The organism is Pedobacter endophyticus, from assembly GCF_015679185.1.
Taxonomy (GTDB): Bacteria; Bacteroidota; Bacteroidia; order Sphingobacteriales; family Sphingobacteriaceae; genus Pedobacter; species Pedobacter endophyticus.
Map to the genome: position 1 here is coordinate 3,606,400 of NZ_CP064939.1, position 19,435 is coordinate 3,625,834.

Annotated in this window: 20 protein-coding genes; 8 read left to right on the plus strand and 12 right to left on the minus strand. The window is 40.6% G+C overall.

Going from position 1 to position 19,435, the window contains the following annotated elements:
• Nucleotides 1-413 precede the first annotated feature (413 nt).
• The 3 genes from IZT61_RS14640 to IZT61_RS14650 all read left to right on the plus strand — a co-directional run bounded on the left by IZT61_RS14640 (nt 414) and on the right by IZT61_RS14650 (nt 2,715).
• Complete coding sequence (locus tag IZT61_RS14640; RefSeq protein WP_196097737.1) at nt 414-968, plus strand: fumarate hydratase; 555 nt, start codon at nt 414-416, stop codon at nt 966-968.
• A 1-nt stretch (nt 969) separates the two neighbouring features.
• On the plus strand, nt 970-1,776 hold the full coding sequence (locus tag IZT61_RS14645; protein ID WP_196097738.1) for a S1/P1 nuclease: 807 nt from the start codon (nt 970-972) through the stop codon (nt 1,774-1,776).
• 504 nt (nt 1,777-2,280) lie between these two features.
• The gene (locus IZT61_RS14650; RefSeq protein ID WP_196097740.1) at nt 2,281-2,715 is read left to right on the plus strand and encodes a hypothetical protein; all 435 of its coding nucleotides are present in this window, start codon (nt 2,281-2,283) and stop codon (nt 2,713-2,715) included.
• A gap of 55 nt (nt 2,716-2,770) precedes the next feature.
• Here IZT61_RS14650 and IZT61_RS14655 read toward each other — a convergent pair whose 3' ends face one another.
• From IZT61_RS14655 to IZT61_RS14665, 3 genes are all read right to left on the minus strand, one after another.
• Nucleotides 2,771-3,223 (minus strand): hypothetical protein, encoded by a 453-nt coding sequence (locus tag IZT61_RS14655; RefSeq protein WP_196097742.1) that lies wholly within the window; start codon nt 3,221-3,223, stop codon nt 2,771-2,773.
• 100 nt (nt 3,224-3,323) lie between these two features.
• Entirely contained in the window at nt 3,324-3,932 is a 609-nt protein-coding gene (locus IZT61_RS14660; RefSeq protein WP_196097744.1) for a superoxide dismutase, read from the minus strand.
• Nucleotides 3,933-4,069: 137 nt separating this feature from the next.
• Nucleotides 4,070-4,537: a nucleoside deaminase gene (locus IZT61_RS14665; RefSeq protein ID WP_196097746.1), complete on the minus strand. Its 468-nt coding sequence runs from the start codon at nt 4,535-4,537 to the stop codon at nt 4,070-4,072.
• Between the two features lie 83 nt (nt 4,538-4,620).
• Between IZT61_RS14665 and IZT61_RS14670 the strand changes: the two genes are divergently transcribed.
• Nucleotides 4,621-5,100: a hypothetical protein gene (locus IZT61_RS14670; RefSeq protein WP_196097748.1), complete on the plus strand. Its 480-nt coding sequence runs from the start codon at nt 4,621-4,623 to the stop codon at nt 5,098-5,100.
• A 92-nt stretch (nt 5,101-5,192) separates the two neighbouring features.
• On the opposite strand, the gene IZT61_RS14675 is transcribed toward IZT61_RS14670, so the two are convergent.
• Complete coding sequence (locus tag IZT61_RS14675) at nt 5,193-5,528, minus strand: tRNA-binding protein (RefSeq protein ID WP_196097750.1); 336 nt, start codon at nt 5,526-5,528, stop codon at nt 5,193-5,195.
• 258 nt (nt 5,529-5,786) lie between these two features.
• Here IZT61_RS14675 and IZT61_RS14680 point away from each other — a divergent pair, with 258 nt between their 5' ends.
• Nucleotides 5,787-7,463 carry a sodium/sugar symporter gene (locus IZT61_RS14680; protein ID WP_196097752.1) on the plus strand — a complete coding sequence of 559 codons (1,677 nt, stop codon included), beginning with the start codon at nt 5,787-5,789 and terminating at the stop codon, nt 7,461-7,463.
• A gap of 830 nt (nt 7,464-8,293) precedes the next feature.
• Here the strand turns inward: IZT61_RS14680 and IZT61_RS14685 are convergent.
• The 7 genes from IZT61_RS14685 to IZT61_RS14715 all read right to left on the minus strand — a co-directional run bounded on the left by IZT61_RS14685 (nt 8,294) and on the right by IZT61_RS14715 (nt 14,646).
• Entirely contained in the window at nt 8,294-8,677 is a 384-nt protein-coding gene (locus tag IZT61_RS14685; protein ID WP_196097754.1) for a hypothetical protein, read from the minus strand.
• A 1-nt stretch (nt 8,678) separates the two neighbouring features.
• Nucleotides 8,679-9,905: an ABC transporter permease gene (locus IZT61_RS14690; RefSeq protein WP_230383715.1), complete on the minus strand. Its 1,227-nt coding sequence runs from the start codon at nt 9,903-9,905 to the stop codon at nt 8,679-8,681.
• Between the two features lie 96 nt (nt 9,906-10,001).
• Nucleotides 10,002-10,640 carry an MBL fold metallo-hydrolase gene (locus IZT61_RS14695; RefSeq protein WP_196097756.1) on the minus strand — a complete coding sequence of 213 codons (639 nt, stop codon included), beginning with the start codon at nt 10,638-10,640 and terminating at the stop codon, nt 10,002-10,004.
• Nucleotides 10,641-10,771: 131 nt separating this feature from the next.
• Nucleotides 10,772-11,359 (minus strand): gliding motility lipoprotein GldD, encoded by a 588-nt coding sequence (gene gldD / locus IZT61_RS14700; protein WP_196097758.1) that lies wholly within the window; start codon nt 11,357-11,359, stop codon nt 10,772-10,774.
• A 223-nt stretch (nt 11,360-11,582) separates the two neighbouring features.
• Nucleotides 11,583-12,326, minus strand: a complete 744-nt coding sequence (locus tag IZT61_RS14705; RefSeq protein WP_196097760.1) for a shikimate dehydrogenase family protein — start codon at nt 12,324-12,326, stop codon at nt 11,583-11,585.
• Nucleotides 12,327-12,414: 88 nt separating this feature from the next.
• Nucleotides 12,415-13,182 carry a phosphosulfolactate synthase gene (locus tag IZT61_RS14710; protein ID WP_196097761.1) on the minus strand — a complete coding sequence of 256 codons (768 nt, stop codon included), beginning with the start codon at nt 13,180-13,182 and terminating at the stop codon, nt 12,415-12,417.
• A 60-nt stretch (nt 13,183-13,242) separates the two neighbouring features.
• Nucleotides 13,243-14,646, minus strand: coding sequence for a tetratricopeptide repeat protein (locus IZT61_RS14715; RefSeq protein WP_196097763.1), 1,404 nt, complete (start codon nt 14,644-14,646; stop codon nt 13,243-13,245).
• Nucleotides 14,647-14,892: 246 nt separating this feature from the next.
• Between IZT61_RS14715 and IZT61_RS14720 the strand changes: the two genes are divergently transcribed.
• Nucleotides 14,893-15,348: a nuclear transport factor 2 family protein gene (locus tag IZT61_RS14720; RefSeq protein WP_196097765.1), complete on the plus strand. Its 456-nt coding sequence runs from the start codon at nt 14,893-14,895 to the stop codon at nt 15,346-15,348.
• A 315-nt stretch (nt 15,349-15,663) separates the two neighbouring features.
• On the plus strand, nt 15,664-16,947 hold the full coding sequence (locus IZT61_RS14725; protein WP_196097767.1) for a nucleotide sugar dehydrogenase: 1,284 nt from the start codon (nt 15,664-15,666) through the stop codon (nt 16,945-16,947).
• Nucleotides 16,948-17,371: 424 nt separating this feature from the next.
• Here IZT61_RS14725 and IZT61_RS14730 read toward each other — a convergent pair whose 3' ends face one another.
• A complete protein-coding gene (locus tag IZT61_RS14730; protein WP_196097768.1) occupies nt 17,372-18,043 on the minus strand; it encodes a hypothetical protein in 672 nt (223 codons plus the stop codon).
• Nucleotides 18,044-18,294: 251 nt separating this feature from the next.
• Between IZT61_RS14730 and gmd the strand changes: the two genes are divergently transcribed.
• Complete coding sequence (gmd, locus tag IZT61_RS14735; RefSeq protein WP_196097770.1) at nt 18,295-19,431, plus strand: GDP-mannose 4,6-dehydratase; 1,137 nt, start codon at nt 18,295-18,297, stop codon at nt 19,429-19,431.
• Nucleotides 19,432-19,435 lie beyond the last annotated feature (4 nt).

Consider the following 19,435-nt stretch of genomic DNA (forward strand, 5'->3'; position numbering starts at 1 on the left):
CCTGAGAAGGCGAAACAAGCAGTACCTCAGCATCGCAGAAAGTATTAAAAAGGCTGCAAGCACGTAAACTTTCCGCTTCAATCTGCTGGGTGGGTTTAATTAACACAAAACAGGGCTAGCCATACAAAGTCTAATCTGAAAGCCGCAATTAGACTTTGTAACCTTGAGTTCGCTTAAAAAGCGCACCCTTTTTGGTTTGTTTTGGGTATTTACTATGACCGGTCGTCATCCTGTCCCGAAGCTTCGGGATCAGGATCTTTGTCGCATCAATGCGAAGCATGAAGGATGCTGAAATAAATTCAGCATGACGAAATGGCTAGGGTATGTGGTTAAAAGACTTTTTTACTGAATAATTATCCAACTCAGGTTTGTAGGCTTTAAAGAATTTAAATTTAATCGCACAGCGAAAAAAAATGCCAATATCAGACAAAACATTTAGTGATTTGAAGAAACTCGGTCTACTCGCCAGATTAAGGTATCTGTATATTTTATCGATTTTTGGCTTTATATTACTGTTAAATTCTTGTTCGCCACGCCCCAACATCCAGGGCAAGGGCGAAGTGTTTATGCAAGGCGTTTGGAACGAAGATGCTGTAGCCTTTAGCAATAAATTGAGTAATTACACTCAGCACCATTTCAGAATTACATGCGATTCCATCTACATTGATTTCGTAACCCATAGCAAGCTGAACCTTTACGAAGACTCTTGCTACAATAACGGAATTTGGAAAGAATATGCCAAAGGTGTATATGCCGTGCGTGGCGATACCCTTTCTATTGGCGCAACCTTTACCTGGGCCAACTACAAACAAAAAATATCTGGCTGTTACCGCATTGGCAGGTACGAAAAGAGTTTCCTGATCAAGAAAAAATCAGCTGATACTTTACTTTTAGAAAGCTTGAGCGATCAGCGACAAATGACCCTTTCGCTTAAAGAAAAAATTACCTGTGTACAAAAACCACTATAAAATGACACTTAAATTGATACAAAAAAGACTCCATATTGCTTTGATCATAGGTTTGCTGGCCTATGTACCCGTGCAGGCCAATGCCTGGGGAATGATTGGCCACCGCGTTGTTGGCGAAGTTGCCGATAGTTATTTAACTGCTAAGGCCCGCAAGGCCATTCAGGCTATTTTAGGTTCAGAGAGCCTCGCCATGTCCGCAAACTGGGGCGATTTTATCAAATCCGATTCAACCTACAATTACATGTACAACTGGCACTTTGTTAATTTACCCGGCGGATTAGATAAGCAAGGTGTTTACAATATTTTAGAAACCGAAAAGGCGCCAAACCTTTACAATAAGATTATCGATTTAACGGCTGTTTTGAAGAAAACAAGCAGCACCATGGCCGAGAAGAAACTAGCGCTGCGGATGCTCGTTCACATGGCAGGCGATTTATCCCAACCTATGCATGTGGCACACAAAGAGGACTTGGGCGGTAACCGGGTTTCGGTTTCATGGTTTAATGAGCGATCGAACCTGCACCGTGTTTGGGATGAGCAATTGATTGAATATCAACAGTTAAGCTACACCGAATTTGCGCGGGCGATCAATCATCCATCAGCTGTAGAACTGTACAACTGGAAAAACACCAGCCTTAAAGATTGCGTGTATGAATCGTACACCGTTTGTGCTAAAATTTACGACCAGACTAAGCCCGATTCAAAACTAAGTTATCGCTACAATTTCGATTGGGTTGATACCCTTAATCAGCAATTGTTAAAGGGAGGTGTAAGGTTGGCAAAAATGCTGAATGATATTTACGCGTAACACCTTATAACATTAGTTCGATTAGATTTTAGTAAAAAGGTTAATTAATCCCGAACAAAGCCATCACGTCATTCCCGCGCAGGCGGAATCCTAATGCAATTGATCCGTTTTTGTGCATTAGGATCCCCCAGTCAGGCTACCAATGACAGCTTCTATGAACGGTCGCCATTGCGAGGTACGAAGCAATCTCCCTGTGGCGGCCGTTTTAAGATTGCTTCAGCTCGCTCAAGCCCAGCTTCGCTACAAAGTAGCCCCTTTGGGGCAATGACCAAATGGCTAGCTTTGATTATGTCAAAACCTGTCCCAACTCCTTTGTTTTTATCAAAACTAGACTCTGAGGATGACGACCGATTGTGCTAAATTGCAAGTGCAACCAAAAAAGAGGAGGTTTATTAATCGAGCTCAGGTTATAAAATTAAAATGTATGACAACTTCGCTTCTCAAAATTTTTAAAACTGTAGCGTTAACACTGCCGTTGCCGTTTAGGCAATAAACTTAAACGCGATGAAGAAAATATTTTTGATTTTATTGATTTGTACCGCTTTTGCATGTAAAAAAAGCGAAGTTGATGGCAGCGATATTACCCGTTATAGCTGGCCGCTCGTTTCGGCAACTGTTAGCCCTGCAATGGTGATAAATGGAAAAGCAGAAACCAACTTTAAAACGATGGCTGGTCCCTCTGGTTGTTTGAATAACAATTATACACTTTCCTTTTCCAAAGACGGCTCTTATGCTTTTACATCAAACGGACCGCTTTGCGATATGATCTCCTACCAGAATTCGACATGGACCAAATCGGGTAACGAAATTACCCTTAGCGACGGGCTTGGCCACGATACAAAAGTAACCTTGAGTGGAAACAGCATTACTCAAAAGTATGTTTTTGAACAGAACGGAACCACTCATACTGTAACTTATCTGTACACAGCAAAGAAATAATGAGTTTGAAGCCTGTGATACATAGGTCGGGCTTCAATATTTTAAAACGGTTGCCTTATTGCTTTTGTTGCTCCATTGGCGGCGCAGATAGCAAACCTCTGATATCACTTTCTACTTCCTCCTCTTCGCCCTTCTTTTTCTTCTTTTTGGCCGATTTACCGCTCAAACGATCTTCGATAATCCGATCATATTTCGTTTGTTGATCATCTTTCAAAACGTTACGGATGTTTTGAGACGTTTCGTTTTGCAGTTTATAAAACTTGTCAATATCATCCTCGCGAGAAGTACCCGCTTGCTGCCTTTTAATTAGCTCTGCTTGCTCCCTTGCCTGGTTAAATGTGAAACGATAAATTACACTTTTTTGAGTGTCGTTAAGCTTTAATTTCTTGTCCAGATCCTCCACATTTTTTTTGGCAATCTCATCCGGCGTTGGCATTTTGTTTTGCTGCGCCTTTGTTACGCCATTAATACCAAACAATACCACTAATAAAAATATAATCCTCTTCATTTTTAAATGTCTTAAATATTCAAAGGTAACTATTTCTCCCAAAACAAAAAAAGTCTCGATTTATAGATCGAGACTTTCTTCTTAGTATAGAGGTTGCCGTTTACAATGCCTTTTTATAAAGTTCTGCAACTGCATCCCAATTCACTACATTCCAAACTGCCGCTAAATAATCAGGGCGTTTATTTTGGTATTTTAAGTAATAAGCATGCTCCCAAACATCAATTCCTAAAATTGGCGTACCTTTTACTTCAGCAACATCCATTAAAGGGTTATCCTGGTTAGGAGTTGATGACACCTGAAGCTTTTTATCAGCGCTAACTGACAGCCAGGCCCAACCCGAACCAAAACGCGTAGCACCAGCTTCCTGCATTTTAGTCTTTAAATCAGCAAACGAACCGAAAGTTTCATTAATAGCCTGAGCTAAATCGCCAGTTGGCTCGCCACCTTTATTTGGACCTAAAACGTTCCAAAATAATGAGTGGTTATAGTGACCTCCGCCATTGTTTCGTACTGCAGCAGGATATTTTGAAATGTTTTTTACAATTTCCTCAATGCTTAAACTAGCCTCAGGCTTACCTTCAACAGCTTTATTCAAGTTGGTAACGTAAGCTTGGTGGTGTTTATCATGGTGGATTTCCATGGTAGTTTTATCAATATGCGGTTCTAGTGCATCGGTTGCGTAATGTAACGCAGGTAATTCAAAAGCCATAGTTTATGTTTTTAAAATTTAAAAAAATGTTTCTGTAGCAAATATAACATTACTAGGTTAAGATTTGTTCATGTTATTATCATCAAATCCGTTTTCAGCAAAGTTGTAAACAACAATCAGCTACCTTCCTTGCCAAGTTACCTTTTTTTTGCGAAAAAGCTTTTCATTAGTTCTGCGCATTCATGGGCCATAACGCCACCCTTTAAAATCGTTTTAGGGTGCAACAGGTTCGCCCCCTTAGAAATGAAGCCCCGCTTTTCCTCTCTTGCGCCATACACAATTCTGCTAATTTGAGTCCAGTAACTGGCCCCCGCACACATTACGCAAGGTTCAATAGTTACGTACAACGTGCAATCTCTTAAGTACTTACCGCCAATTGTTTGCGCAGCCGATGTAAAAGCCTGCATTTCCGCATGTGCCGTAACATCGTTAAACTTCTCCGTTAAGTTATAGCCCCTTCCAATTATTCTATTTTTACACACCACTATGGCGCCGATCGGAATTTCATCCTCATTTAAAGCTTTTTTGGCCTCCTCTAAAGCCAGTTTCATATAATGGATGTCTTCTTCCTCCCGATTGTTGTTCTCAAAATTATAAAAACTCATAGCGCAAAGATACAGTAAAATCGAAGCCATTGAATTGGCGGCTAAATCTGGCTGAGAAATAAAAGTTTAATAACCATTTCCATTTGAAAATTAACGCTGGAGCCTTTGGCGGCCTTAGTCCTGCTTTCCCTCCAATTTTTTTGCGGCCTTTTTATGTTTTATTCAGCGCCACTGCTACAAAAAGTATTTCCGTCCAATCAGGTTTAAAAACGAGGGCCGGTGGGTTGTTGGCGTTTCGCAGCAGCAATATTGCTTTGGCATTTAGGATTATTGCTTTGGCATTTAGGATTATTGCTTCCGCACTTAGAATTATCCCCTCCGCATTTAGGATTATCGCTTCCGCATTCAGGATTATTGCTTCCGCATTTAGAATTATTGCTTCCGCATTTAAGATTATTGCTTTGGCATTTAGAATTATCGCTTCCGCACTTAGGATTATCGCCTCCGCATTCAGGATTATTGCTTCCGCATTTAGGATTATTGCTTTGGCATTTAGAATTATCGCTTCCGCATTTAGGATTTTTACACCTGCTGGTTATTTTGTGCAACCAGTCATCCGATGAATATCGGCGAGTGGTACAGTATTCACCGGATCACTTAAAGTGTTATAGGAGATTATTCTCTATGTCTAATCAACAACCCTAATTAATTTCAACTAAATTAATTTGCTTCCGTTAGGCACCTTCTGCTCAACGGCCGTTAATACAATATCGCCGTTTTCGTCTGCAAAGCCCGTAACTAAAAATTCAGACATAAACTTGCCAATCTGCTTTTTTGGGAAATTGATTACGCCGACAATCTGCCTTCCAACCAATTCATCCAGCTTGTAATGCCTGGTAATTTGGGCGCTGCTCATTTTAATGCCGAACTCGCCAAAATCTACCCTTAATTTATAGGCTGGTCGTCGCGCTTCCGGAAACTCGAAAGCCGCTATAATTGTTCCAACCCTTAGCTCAACCTTTTCAAAGTCGCTCCAGTTTATTTCTTCCATCGATCGTTTTTTGCGAGCAAAACTATAAATAAAACGGTTTTCCCACTAAAAAATTTATCTTCTTTTCTATCAAGCCATAAAATTAAATCGTAGAGTTGCATAAAAGGATGATCTTGAAACTGGCGAATTGTCAATTCGAAATCATTTGATAAAGTCGTAATAAACGTCAGATTAACATTTTTTAATCAAAAAAAATGCAGAAATAATTCATGATTTGATTACATTTAGATTTCTAAACCAAATTATCATTCATCATTAATGAAACAAAACTTACTGGATACGAAAGATTACATTGTATTTGCGATCTATTTCGTTATTGTAGCTGCTTACGGATTGTACATCTACAACAAAAAGAAATCTGCATCCACAGGCTCCAAAGACTATTTCCTGGCAGAAGGTTCACTAACCTGGTGGGCAATTGGCGCTTCGCTAATCGCTTCCAACATTTCTGCCGAGCAGTTTATCGGCATGAGTGGTTCGGGCTTTAAAATGGGGCTCGCCATTGCAACCTACGAATGGATGGGTGGACTTACCCTGGTTATTGTTGCCATTTTCTTCATTCCAGTGTATCTGAAGAACAAAATTGCAACCATGCCGCAGTTCCTTCACCAGCGATACAATGGTACCGTTGCCATGATTATGGCCGTATTTTGGTTGCTTTTGTACGTTGTTGTAAACCTAACATCAATATTGTATCTCGGCGCATTGGCCGTAAGCAGTATTTCCGGCTTCAGCCTCGATTTATGTATGTATGCCATTGCAGGTTTTGCCATTTTGATTACTCTCGGTGGTATGAAGGTAATTGGTTATACCGATGTGATTCAGGTATTCTTTTTAATACTCGGCGGTTTAGCTACCACTTATTTAGCGCTAAACCTCGTATCTACACATTACGGCACCAGCGGTATTTTTGAAGGCTACAGCTTAATGACCAACAAAGCATCCGAACATTTCCACATGATATTAAAACCCGATAATGAGAATTACATCGACTTACCGGGGCTAAGTGTACTAATTGGTGGTATGTGGATCGTGAATTTAAACTACTGGGGCTGTAACCAGTACATTACTCAAAGGGCCCTGGGCGCCGATTTAAAGACCGCCCGTGGTGGTATTCTCTTCGCTGCGTTTTTAAAGTTGTTGATGCCAATTATAGTGGTGTTGCCAGGTATTGCAGCCTACGTTTTATATAAAGACGGTGCTTTTCAAACCGAAATGCTTCAGGATGGATCAGTAAATCCCGATCGTGCCTACCCTGTACTCTTAAACCTGTTACCTGCTGGTTTAAAAGGACTTTCGTTTGCGGCGTTAACCGCTGCGGTGGTTGCTTCGCTCGCCGGAAAAGCAAACAGTATTGCTACGATTTTTACCCTTGATATTTATAAAAAGGTATTAAAGATTGATGCAACCGAAAAGAACCTTGTATTTACTGGAAAACTATCCATTATTGTTGCCATGGTTTTGGGTGTTTTAATTGCACCACATTTAGGTATCGATAAAAAAGGCGGTTTCCAATACATTCAAGAATATACAGGCTTTGTATCTCCAGGTATTTTTGCAATGTTTATACTAGGTTTTTTCTGGAAAAGAGCCACATCCAATGCTGCACTGTTTGCAACCATTGGTGGTTTCGGAATGTCGATCTTATTAAAAGTACTTCCCAACTATACAGATCTGTCATGGTTATCCCCAATGGGCTTCTCCGTTAAAAATGCCGCAGGTATCTACGAGATCCCCTTCTTAGACAGGATGGGCTTCGTATTTATATTCTGTATTTTGGGTATGGTGATCATTAGCCTGTTCGAAAACAAAAATGGCGTTAATCCGAAAGGACTTGAAATCGATGCCAAGATGTTTAAAACCACAACAGGTTTTGCCGTTGGTGCTTTAATAGTTGTTGGTTTATTAGTGGCGCTATACAGCGTTTATTGGTAAGTGATAATACTCAATTAAACTTAAAAAGCTTTCTGGTTAAAGACCAGAAAGCTTTTTTTTTTAGTTCAGGCAGCATTCCATCATCGGAGGAATGCTGTCAAATAAATTTTTTAGAATAAATGTTCAGAATATGGATAAGAGAAGTCGTCTTTTCGAGCGTAGCCGAGAAATCTTTCATGCAAAGTTCAAAGATTTCTCCTCCAATGGAGCTCCTATGGAGCACTTCGGTCAAATCCGATAGCTATCGGATCCCGTGCAGGCGGTCCCGAAGCTTCGGGATTAAGTCGGTAGCATTAAGATCCCCAGTCAAGCTACCAATGACAGAAATAGAAAAGATCGTCATTGCGAGGCACGAAGCAATCTCATTTCGTAAATCAGATTGCTTCGGCTCGCACGAACCCGGCCTCGCTACAAAGTAGCCCCTTTGGGGCAATGACGATTCGCCGAAAAAACCTTTCATCCTAACTTCTTTGTTTTTCTAAAACTAATCTCTGAGGATGACGCCCCGTTCCTGTAAAGCTTTATAAAAAATGAGTTGCTACGTGGCCGCCCGTTCGGTCAGCGTGGGCTTGTTTGGGATTATTTAATCCTTTTTAAAGAGAATATTAATCGAATTGAGGTTTTTAGGCTGTAGTTTTCCCCTTTTGTTTTTAGAGTGTCGCCTTTGGTCTTTCACCTTTAATCTTTTAGCTTTAGTCTTTTAGCTTTCAGCTTTAGTCTTTGAGCTTTCAGCTTTAGTCTTTGAGCTTTGGTCTTTTAGCTTTCAGCTTTGGTCTTTTAGCTTTCAGCTTTAATCTTTCAGCTTTCGTCTTTTAGCTTCACACCTATGACTACTGCGCACAAGGCCCATCAGGAATCTCCCTGCTAATCTGAATAACTCGCGTTACAACCAGTGTAGAATCGAAGTCCTGAGCAACCATTGCCGTATCAGATTTTGCAAAATAACCTTCCAGTTCTACGTAAACCGGTTGATATGGCTTTTCGAAGCCTAACTTGCTATATTGCAGTTCGAGGTTTTTAACGCTATCCCTAACCCAATACTCACGCCCATCTTCACACAAGGTAAAAGATTTCATCTCCGGCCCAAAAGTATACAGGCCCTTAACTGTTTTCAGATTGCTTTTCTCTCCCTCGGCTTTCTTATCGCTATTACAAGCCGTTACCGTTGCGCCAAGGAGCACAACCAATACGATCGCTTGCTTAAAAAACTTCATTCTATAAGGTTTGATTTATTTGATTTATTTTTTTTACACTCAAGTTGGCTGACAAAGCAGATGCCAAAAATGAGAAAATGCCCACTGTTATAAAAACTAAAATGAAATCTTTCCATTTTAGCCCAATCGGGTAAGAATTCAGTAAAGTTCCCTCGCCCATTTTGATCAACCCGAAGTTGTGCTGCAAGTAATAAAACACCAACCCGATTACCAATCCCAACACGCACCCCGACATGGTAATCATCATGCCTTCGAGCAAAAAGATCTGCTTAATTAATTTCTTGCCAGCGCCAAGGCTGCTTAAAATCGCAATATCTTTAACCTTGTCGATCACCAGCATCGTTAACGAGCCTACAACATTGAATATGGCTATAATTAATATAAACGTGAGAATGATGTAAACCATACTTTTTTCTGAATTAAAAATATGGTGCAACGAGCTATTTTGCTCTGCCCGGTTCTTCACCGAAAAGCCGTTGCCAAGGTGTTCAATTAGTTGAGCCTTAAATTTATCGATATCAACACCCGGATTGAGATCTATTTCCAACGATGAAACATTTCTGGGTTCATCAAGTAATTGCCTTGCAAACTCCAGCGGTACGATAATTCCACTGTCAAACTCCTGCTGAACCTCAAAAACGCCGCTCACGCGAATACTTTTTGTGTTAAAATCGTTTGCCGGATTTATGGAATTTACCGAAATGCTTTTCTTGGGCGAATACAGCTCCAGTTCAGTAAAAGGATCGAGCGTATTTACTGCCAGGTATGTTTGTAAGCCAGATCCGATAACAGCATTATCACCACTTTTATTGTGCAAAACAAAACGGCCCTCCTTAATGGTGCTGTCGAGCTTTTGGTTCTTTAAATAGTCATCGCTTACACCCTTAACCATTCCAACTGCCTGTTTATCGTTATACTTAAGCAGGGCATTTTCTTGCAGCACCTCAGAAAAGGCATACACATCTTTGTTTTTTCTTAACCCGTTAAAAAATGGCGTAGTTGGGTCGAAAGTTTTGCCCTTTGCCGGCGTAATCTGAATTTGGGGCGTAATTGTATCAAACATGCCCAATACCACGGTTTCCAAGCCGTTAAACACCGATAGGATGATGATTAAAGCAGCACTGCCAACCATAACACCAACCATTGATATGCCAGATATCAGGTTGATGGCATTTGTTGATTTTTTTGCAAACAAGTACCGTTTGGCAATATAGAACGACGTATTCACGCTGGTAAATATAATTAAAAGGTTTAGGGTTTAGTGGTAAGGCGAAAGGTTGTATACCCTTGCACAGCTATTTTGCCCACGCGGTTTGCCCTTATATTAAAAAAAAGGATTATGTTGTTTCTCGAAACCTATAGTTGTTGCTGGCCCATGCCCCGGATAAACCTTCGTTTCATCTGGTAATACAAATAGTTTAGTCGAAATGTTTTGGATAAGTTGCTGGTGATTGCCTCCGGGCAGGTCAGTGCGGCCTATGCTTCCATAGAAAAGTACGTCGCCGCCTATTAAAAAGCCGTCGGCCTTGCTATAAAAGCACAAATGCGCAGGAGAATGCCCCGGAGAAAAGATTAATTCGAGGCTACTATTGCCAAATCTAACTGTTCCACTTTCGGGTAAGAATACCTCCGGCAACGGCGAAACTTCATACCGCGTAAAGCCCATTGATGGAGCATAACCCGGTACAGCAGTTAAGATAGGTAACTCACCCTCATGAAATTGAGCTTTTAGTCCGTAAGTGTCGAAAATGAACTTATTGCCAAATACATGATCAAGGTGACAATGCGTATTTAACAATAAAACTGGTTTTAAATCATTTGATTTGATAAATAAAGTCAGCTCATTCTGCTCAGCCGCATCGTACATGCCTGGATCGACGATGATACACGATTTTGTTTCGTCAAAAAGCAGATAAGTGTTTTCACTGTAGGCGTTAAAAGTAAATGTTTTTACTGTGATCATAATTAGTTCAAATGTAATGCCGTTGAATTGCTAATGGTTATTGGCGAGCGATAATTAATGGCAACCAAGCGATGACGTAAAACGAGGATTAGCAGCTTAAATCCTGAAATCACACCATCTCGTAATCCTGCTTAATCGCGCCACTTAAATGTAGATATCAACGTGTCTATGTCGGTTTTAATAAATTTAATTACCGGAGCAATTGAATCGTACTGAGGTCTTTCGTTAAAATAAAGTGCCCCCCTGAAATAGTGCTTCACGCTATCTGTTAAAAAGAACTGAACCGACGAAGCTGTATTCCCCTCAATGGCATAATAAATGCCATAAACTCTTTTTTCAGGATAGTTAATCAGCCGTTGATCGATGGCACTTGCCTTAATCGTATGTTTAAAGGCCAATTTTCGTGCATCTTCAACCATTTCGTTGTATTCACTCCGGCTCGAAACATCGTAATAAGTCAAGTGTAAATAACCGTTAAATTGCTTAAAATGCAAGTTATACCAATCCTGTTTCGCGTCAGATCGTTTGTCTTGCTCCATTGATGCATACCTAGGAAACCCAAAGCTAAATGGGGCCGGCCCATAGAACTGTGTATAAGATTTTTTCGGAAATTCGATTCTGTAATAGGCCTTTGGCTTCGGGGTGTAATTATTGTTTTTACAAGCCGTAGCAAATAGAAGCAGAGCAAAAGGAAGAAGAATTATCTTTAATATTTTCATAAAGCTTTTATACACTGTTTATTGATGTGGTCGTTGCTTGAAACATTTACGCTTTTGTCCGCCCAGGCTCCTGCTAATGTCAGTTAGTTAAGGAAAAACAAGAAACATTGTCATCCTAAACATTTCGATTACGCTCAATACAGGCTTAGTCGAGGGACAGCTGATTTTGTTTTTCTCCTAAAAAAGTCTTCGACTCGGCTCAGACTGACACCAGTCATTCAAACTACTTATTCCATATCGCCCAGGCCTGCTCTGCCTGTTTGTGTAGCATTTCTAACCCGTTTTTAGTGCTTGCACCGCGTTCTGCAGCCTTTATTAAAAACTCCGTATCTAAAGGATTATATACTAAATCGTAAGCTAAGTGTTCAGGCGTAATCTGCTCGTAATCTATTTCGGGAAATGTATTGATATTTGGCGACATTCCCAAGGGGGTCGTATTGATCAGCAGTTGATGGGTGGCCAAAATTTGCGGTGTTACTTCCGAGTACAAAATTGTATTTGGCATCGCTTTGCGAACCACAATCTGATATGGAATGCCCAGTTTATCGAGCACATATTTTACCGCTTTTGCTGCGCCGCCATCGCCAAAAATCAGTGCTTTTTGATGTTGTGGCGATAGTAAGGGCTTTAAAGAAGCCTCGAAACCGTAAGCGTCTGTATTGTATCCCTTCAGATAGTTTTCGCCGTCGAACGATTTTATCGAAATGCAGTTCACAGCACCAATTTTATCTGCAGCCTCGTCCACTTCGTTTAAGTAACAAAGCACATTTACTTTATGCGGTATGGTAACGTTTAGGCCGCAAAGCGACGGATTGTTGGCAAGCAGGTCCGGCAGTGCTGTAATGTCCTCAATCGGGAAAAGCTCATATTGATGATCTGTAATCCCTTCTTTCAGAAACTTTTCGGTAAAATATTTTTTTGAGAAGGAGTGCGATAAAGGATAGCCGATTAAACCGTACGTTTTCATAAGTGATATTTACGTCATTGCGAGGTACGAAGCAATCTTAATGCGATAAATAAATGTAGATTGCTTCGTACCTCGCAATGACGAATTTTTATTTCAGCTCATTTAAGAAATAATCAAAAGTATCGCCCCTTAAGCCTAAACGGATTGTTTCTAACGGAATAACCTCCGCCGGTGCAATGTTGCCCAGGTTTACGTTCGTTCCAATTAATTTAATAAACCAAACCTGCTGCTCTTTTTGTGGTGCTTCCCAAATAATTGTTTCATTAGGAATCTGAGTTAATATTTCGTCTACCAGGCCTTCCCTCACTTCGCCACTGCCGCGGTAAATGCCAACATTACCGCCCTCGCGAGCTTCCGCAATAACTTTCCATGAGCCAGCCTGAATTTCCGATTGCATTAGTTTAATCCATTTGTAAGGTGCAAATATCTTCGCGGCGTCCTTACTTCCAACTTCCGAAATTACGGTAACCTGTTGGGCCAGTTCGCTAATATAACGGCATTTAATATCGTGTTCAATCTCTATAGAGCCGTCAGAAACCTCCGCGTATTCCATTCCATACTGGTCTAAAACACGTTGATAATCTGTAAATTGATCACGGATGATAAAAGCCTCAAATAATGTTCCCCCGAAATAGGTGGGGATGCCTGCACTTTTATATAAAGCTAATTTTTCTTTGAGGTTTGGAGTAACATGCGATGTTGCCCAACCTAATTTTACGATATCTGTATGTACGCCAGCTACTTCTATAAAATCTTCCACTTGGCGTAGGCTTAATCCCTTGTCCATAACCATTGTTAAGCCGTTTTGGCGTGGTTTAGATGGACGTTCAGGAACGTTTTTTAATGGGTAATTCATATGCGTACAAAAGTGAAAAAAATTTTGAGATTTATTAGTTAAATTTTTTTCACAAGGCTGTTACCTGATAAATCGGTTTATAACGTTAATAATGGCGCTGTTATCTTGCAATTGGGGTAAATACTCGAATAAAATGTAATGCTTATCAGGATCGGTTGTCAACGCAGTTTCGAGGTAACCCAGCGCATCTGCATAATTGCCAAGTGCAAATAAATAGGCCACCATGCGGTAATAAAGCTCGGCCGCCTCCGGATTATTTTTAATTGCCTGCGCCATTGTTTCCGACGCCTCCAGCAATTTTCCCTGCTCATAAAGCACCGTACTAAAGTCGAGCCAGGCCTCAATATCAAGCGGATTGTATTCTATAACCTTTTCATAAGCCGTGATCGATTCCTCAATTTGACCCAGCTTATAATAGGCATCCGCCATCGCGAACCAAAAGTCGGCGTTTTCAGCCTCCAGGTCGATTGCTTTTTTATAAAAATGCAGCGATTCGAAATAGCGTTCCTCATGGTTAAGGGTTACACCGATGCCAAACCATGCATCTGCCATTTTTGGATCCATTTTGACCGATTTCTTGTAATAAGAACGGGCATCATCCATTTTTTCGAGCTTCTCGTAGCATTCGCCAATGGCGCAATACGTGTCCGCATTGGGCGGTTCATACTCGAAAGTCTGTTTATACACATCGATGGCCTCATCATATTTATCAAGCTGAACCAGGGCGTTTCCTTTATTAAAGTATGCCGAACTAAAATCTTCCTTAATTAAAATAGCGTAATCGTAGGCATCAATTGCTTTTTCGAAAAGATTGAGTTTATGAAAACTATTGCCCAGGTTATACCAGGCCGCATACGAGTACGGATCCGTATCGATGTATTGCTGATAAAACTTGATGCTTTCCTCCTGCTTGTCGAGCACATCGTAACAAAAGGCCAGTTCGTACAAACCGTCCTGATTTTCCATGTTCTGCTCCAAACTAAGCTTAATATAGGTAATTGCACTTTCATAATCGCCCATGCTTTGGTGCACATAAGCCATTTGCAACAAAATTTCATCGGTATTTTCGGCCAAACCGAGTGCTTTTTCGTAATTCTCAAGCGCCTCAGCAAAACGTTCGGTGTTTTGAAAAATGTTTCCACGAAGCAAATAAATATCTGGCTCCGATGGTTCAAGCAATTCGGCTTTTTGCAGCGCAATAAATGCTTGTTCGTTGTTGTTGGTTAAAATATAAAGATGCGCCTGTTTAATTAAGAAAACCGTGGCATAGGGATGTTGACTGATTGCAAAATCGATTACTTGCAGGGCCTTTACCGGATCATTTTTCTCTATATAAAAATCGACTATATATTCGAAGGCACCAGCGTCGAAAAAATACTGGTCTTGATTGCGCAGCATTTCTTCGTATCGCTCAACCGAGCGGTGTGCATCTTCGTTGGATTCAAAAAAGAATTCTTCTTCCATATCTATTACTATTAAAGAACCGCTACCTAGGCAGAAAATACATTATAATTTTAACGATTTTAATTAATCGTTTTATAAATAATTATTAACATCGATTGTTAAAAAAATCGTAAACGACTGAAAATAAAGCCAATTGAGTGCGATTAAAATGTGTAGATAATCAATCGTTTTTTCAACATCGCGGTTCCTTTCCTCTTCTTTCACAAAAATAGCATAATTTTATTTGCCTAACGTAATGAAGAAGTCATGAAAAAATACACCGTTTTAGCCATTCTCTTAACCTGCCTAAACACCGGTTTGTTTGCTCAAAATGAGGAAGCAGCCATTAAGCAGACGGTAAATAACTTGTTTATCGGGATGAAATCTGGAGATAGCACCATTGCCAGATCGGCCTTTGCCAACGATTGCATTATGCAAACCATTGTAAGCAAGAACGGAACAGCATCAGCTCGTACCGAGAATTTAAACCAATTCATCAAATTTATAGGCTCGGTTGCTAAAGATAAACTGGATGAGCGCATCGTGTTCACCAAAATTTTAATTGATGGCCCGCTTGCCGTTGTATGGACAGATTATAAGTTCTACCTGAACAATACATTTAGCCATTGCGGTGTAAACTCGTTTCAATTGGTAAAAGGAGCAAAAGGCTGGCGAATTGTTTACTTAATTGATACGAGGAGGAAAGATGAGTGTGAGGAGTAGGAATGGGCAATTGGCAAAGAGCATAGTCCAATGGACATATAGCTAAGTCCAACTTTAGATTCTTATTTCCCTTGTGTTTAAATAGTTTTTGGAAATGAATGGTTCCGCATCAATGGCGGCAGGCAGCCCCGCTAACCACCATAGTCCTCGCTTCTCCAAGGGCGCTATGGCGCTCGCTCTCTGTGGGCTATTGGCTCATATCGGGTTTAAAAACAACGTATCTGCGTGGCGGTCAAAAACACGGCTACATGGCATGCGCTTTATTACGGCATTTCCTCTTGATCAATTTTATATATTTGCGGAATAATCGAAAAAATGGATCAAGAAAAGCAAATTGCGGTAATTGGATTGGGTTACGTTGGTTTACCACTTGCCATAGCATTTGCGAAAAAATACCGTGTGGTCGGCTTCGATAAAAATGAAAGCAGGGTGGGTGAATTAAAGGCTTTGCATGACAATACTCAAGAGGCGAATATCGATGAATTGGCCTTTGTAACCCAAAACCAGTCAACATCATCAGGCTTAATGCTCAGTGCCAACCTGCCCGATATTGCTGCTTGTTCTATCTATATCGTCACCGTTCCAACTCCAATAGATCAACAAAAAACTCCCGATTTAAAACCACTTTTAGAGGCTAGTAAAATGCTGGGCATTGTTTTAAAAAAGGGCGATATCGTGATTTATGAATCTACAGTTTACCCGGGCTGTACCGAAGAAGATTGTGTGCCGGTTTTAGAGAAAATTTCGGGACTTAAATATAATATAGATTTCTTTTGTGGTTATTCGCCCGAGCGGATTAATCCCGGTGACAAGGTAAATACCCTCACCAAGATCAAAAAAGTCACGTCTGGCTCAACCGCTGAAACTGCATTGGAGGTCGATCGACTATATGCCTCTATTATTACTGCAGGTACCCACCTTGCGCCCAGCATAAAAGTGGCCGAAGCTTCAAAGGCAATCGAAAATGCCCAACGCGACGTAAACATTTCGTTCGTAAATGAACTCGCCCTCATTTTCGATCGGATGGAAATCGACACCAGCGACGTGCTTGCTGCTGCGGCAACCAAATGGAATTTTTTAAACTACAAACCCGGCTTAGTTGGCGGGCATTGTATTGGTGTAGACCCTTATTATTTGGCTCATAAGTCAGAATCGTTGGGTTATAAGCCCGAAGTTATTCTATCCGGGCGCAGGGTAAATGACAACATGGGCATGTTTGTGGCCAATAAGGTCATTAAGATGATGCTGGCAAAGGGCAAGGTGATCAGCGGCGCACGAGTATTGATTTTAGGCTTCGCCTTTAAAGAGAATTGTCCCGACATCAGAAATACCCGGGTAATTGATATTTACAAAGAGTTAAAATCTTTTAGCTTAAATGTAGATGTACACGACCCGTGGGCAAATGCAAATGAAGTAATGAACGATCACGGCTTCAGGTTAGTTCACGAAAATGAGTTCGGTATCTATGACGCGGTTATCCTCGCCGTTGCGCACCATCAATTTCTCTCTTTAGATTTCGCAAAGTTTAAATCAACGGGAGCCGTTATCTTCGATACCAAGTCGTTTATCAATCGAGAGTTGGTGGATGCAAGGTTGTAACTTTTAACCAGAGTGTGTAATGGCAAGTGTCAGGCTGAGTTGTAATTCCCGCCTAACCGGACGGGCAGGTTTTGGAAGAAAAATCTATATGGATGACGTTTTATTCTGTCCGTCATTCCCGCGCAGGCGGTCCCGTACGTACGGGATTAATGCCAGGCTAAGCCTTTCTTTCGCTTTAGGATTCCCAATTAAATTGGGAATGACGATCGTTCGTAGTTGGCGTTTCATCCATTTGGCTAAATTATACTTGGTAGCTGCAATCCAATATATTACCAAATAACGTGAATGGTGGCGTAGTCGAAGCCTTTAAAGGCCCGTCGGGTAAGCATGTGATGAAGTCCTTGTAGCTGGGTTACAAGACTACTTTTCATCAAAAAAAGTGGAAAGCCTGTCTGGCTAAGACAAGAAAATTAAACGCAACAACCTAATTTCTCCGGTTAAGGTTAAACTGTAAGCCTGCAGAAACCGGATTAAGCAATGTTTCCAGTTTTCGGTAGGTGTTTACTGTCCTTCCCGAACCGCTCGGCTCAGTAATGTCTTGCCTTTCGTATGAGAAGTAAAAGTCGAGGTTACTTTCGGCAAATAAAAGGAGTTGGGGTAAAATATTTACTTTTACGCCAATTACCGGGGCAAGAACAAGGCCGTTTTTGGTAGCTTCGGCCGTTTTACTGCTAAATCCTGTTCCTTTCGGCGACAGTGTTCCCGAAAAGCGATTAGACCGGAAACCTAAGTCAAAAGCGAAATAAGGTTGAATTTTTGAATAGTTGAAGTTTTTTTCGAACCCAATTTTAAAACTGTAATCCGTAACCTTGCCATTAGCGATTTCGCAGTTAGCACAGGTATTATCAAAGCTTACATCATTTCTATAATAGTTTCCACCTATTCTATAGCTAATCTGGTTGTCGTTAAACTTAAATAGGATGCCGTTGCCGTAAGTGCTTGTATAGGTTTGATTACTTGTTTGATTCAGAATTTTCGGCAATTCTACGAGGGTGTACGCCCTTACGCCGATAGAATAGTTATAATCACCAGAGGTTTGGGCTCTTGCAATAATTGTACATAAAATTAAGGAAATGCCAATAAAAAACTTGTTCATAAAGTTATGCTAAGGATAAAATTGCGATAAAAGTAGAAAATAAATTCAATTAATCCGGAAAATCGTGCAATCGCGTTAGCTTTTAAGTATAAGTGTAAATTGAGGTTTGTACGTTGTAACCGCGGGATGCAGACAGTTCATCGAGATTTTGCACATTATGAAGTAATCTACTAGACCCACTCAGACAATTTTTTCTTTGCAATCGAATAATTATGTATGTTTGCATGCTCAAAATCTATGAACTTATAAATATGAAGATTGCCTTAATAACGGGTATAACAGGACAGGATGGAGCCTATTTAGCAGAGTTTTTACTTAAAAAAGGATACTTTGTTCACGGGCTTAAACGTCGTTCATCTTTGTTTAACACCGATCGTATCGATCATTTATATCAAGATCAGCATGAAAGCGATGTTAATTTCAAACTTCATTATGGCGATCTTACAGACTCAACCAACTTAATTCGCATTATACAAGAAACCCAGCCCGATGAAATTTACAATCTGGCTGCAATGAGTCACGTTCAGGTGAGTTTCGAAATGCCCGAGTATACCGCTAACGCAGATGGCATCGGAACGTTGAGGCTTTTAGAGGCGGTGAGAATCTTGGGTCTCGAGAAAAAAACGAAAATTTATCAAGCCTCTACATCCGAGTTATACGGTTTAGTACAAGCCGTTCCGCAAAGCGAAACCACCCCGTTTTATCCGCGTTCGCCTTATGCTGTGGCTAAAATGTATGCGTACTGGATTACAGTGAACTATCGCGAAGCTTACAATATGTTTGCATGCAACGGTATACTTTTCAATCACGAAAGTCCGTTGAGAGGTGAAACATTCGTAACCCGTAAAATTACAAGGGCAACCGCCAAAATTGCTTTAGGTTTGCAAAACTGCCTTTACCTAGGCAATCTATCAGCTCAACGCGATTGGGGGCATGCAAAAGATTATATTGAGGCGATGTGGTTGATTCTTCAACAAGAAAAGCCTGAAGATTTCGTTATTGCTACAGGAATTACAACCACCGTTAGAGATTTTGTGCGGATGAGTTTTGCAGAACTTGGCATAGAAATTGAGTTTAGCGGCAAAGACGAACACGAGAAAGGCGTGATCATTAATGTAGATGAACAGATTGCTGACAGTTTGGGCATAAAAACCACTGCCTTAAAACTCGGACAAACAGTTGTGAAGGTTGATGCAAAATATTTCAGGCCTACTGAGGTTGATCTTCTATTAGGCGATCCGACCAAATCAAAAACACAACTTGGCTGGACTCCAAAATATGATCTTCCTGCATTGGTTAAGGATATGGTTTTTTCTGATCTGCAGTTAATGAAAAAAGACGAGCATTTAAAATTAGGTGGATTTAAAACATTAAACTATTTCGAATAAACTG

Coding starts and splice junctions, on each gene's coding strand:
- IZT61_RS14705 (WP_196097760.1), bottom strand. CDS start 12,326: ATGAAAACGTACGGTTTAATCGGCTATCCTTTATCGCACTCCTTCTCA.
- IZT61_RS14640 (WP_196097737.1), top strand. CDS start 414: ATGCCAATATCAGACAAAACATTTAGTGATTTGAAGAAACTCGGTCTA.
- IZT61_RS14675 (WP_196097750.1), bottom strand. CDS start 5,528: ATGGAAGAAATAAACTGGAGCGACTTTGAAAAGGTTGAGCTAAGGGTT.
- IZT61_RS14650 (WP_196097740.1), top strand. CDS start 2,281: ATGAAGAAAATATTTTTGATTTTATTGATTTGTACCGCTTTTGCATGT.
- IZT61_RS14710 (WP_196097761.1), bottom strand. CDS start 13,182: ATGAATTACCCATTAAAAAACGTTCCTGAACGTCCATCTAAACCACGC.
- IZT61_RS14655 (WP_196097742.1), bottom strand. CDS start 3,223: ATGAAGAGGATTATATTTTTATTAGTGGTATTGTTTGGTATTAATGGC.
- IZT61_RS14725 (WP_196097767.1), top strand. CDS start 15,664: ATGGATCAAGAAAAGCAAATTGCGGTAATTGGATTGGGTTACGTTGGT.
- IZT61_RS14720 (WP_196097765.1), top strand. CDS start 14,893: ATGAAAAAATACACCGTTTTAGCCATTCTCTTAACCTGCCTAAACACC.
- IZT61_RS14695 (WP_196097756.1), bottom strand. CDS start 10,640: ATGATCACAGTAAAAACATTTACTTTTAACGCCTACAGTGAAAACACT.
- gldD (WP_196097758.1), bottom strand. CDS start 11,359: ATGAAAATATTAAAGATAATTCTTCTTCCTTTTGCTCTGCTTCTATTT.
- IZT61_RS14715 (WP_196097763.1), bottom strand. CDS start 14,646: ATGGAAGAAGAATTCTTTTTTGAATCCAACGAAGATGCACACCGCTCG.
- IZT61_RS14730 (WP_196097768.1), bottom strand. CDS start 18,043: ATGAACAAGTTTTTTATTGGCATTTCCTTAATTTTATGTACAATTATT.
- gmd (WP_196097770.1), top strand. CDS start 18,295: ATGAAGATTGCCTTAATAACGGGTATAACAGGACAGGATGGAGCCTAT.
- IZT61_RS14685 (WP_196097754.1), bottom strand. CDS start 8,677: ATGAAGTTTTTTAAGCAAGCGATCGTATTGGTTGTGCTCCTTGGCGCA.
- IZT61_RS14660 (WP_196097744.1), bottom strand. CDS start 3,932: ATGGCTTTTGAATTACCTGCGTTACATTACGCAACCGATGCACTAGAA.
- IZT61_RS14645 (WP_196097738.1), top strand. CDS start 970: ATGACACTTAAATTGATACAAAAAAGACTCCATATTGCTTTGATCATA.
- IZT61_RS14665 (WP_196097746.1), bottom strand. CDS start 4,537: ATGAGTTTTTATAATTTTGAGAACAACAATCGGGAGGAAGAAGACATC.
- IZT61_RS14680 (WP_196097752.1), top strand. CDS start 5,787: ATGAAACAAAACTTACTGGATACGAAAGATTACATTGTATTTGCGATC.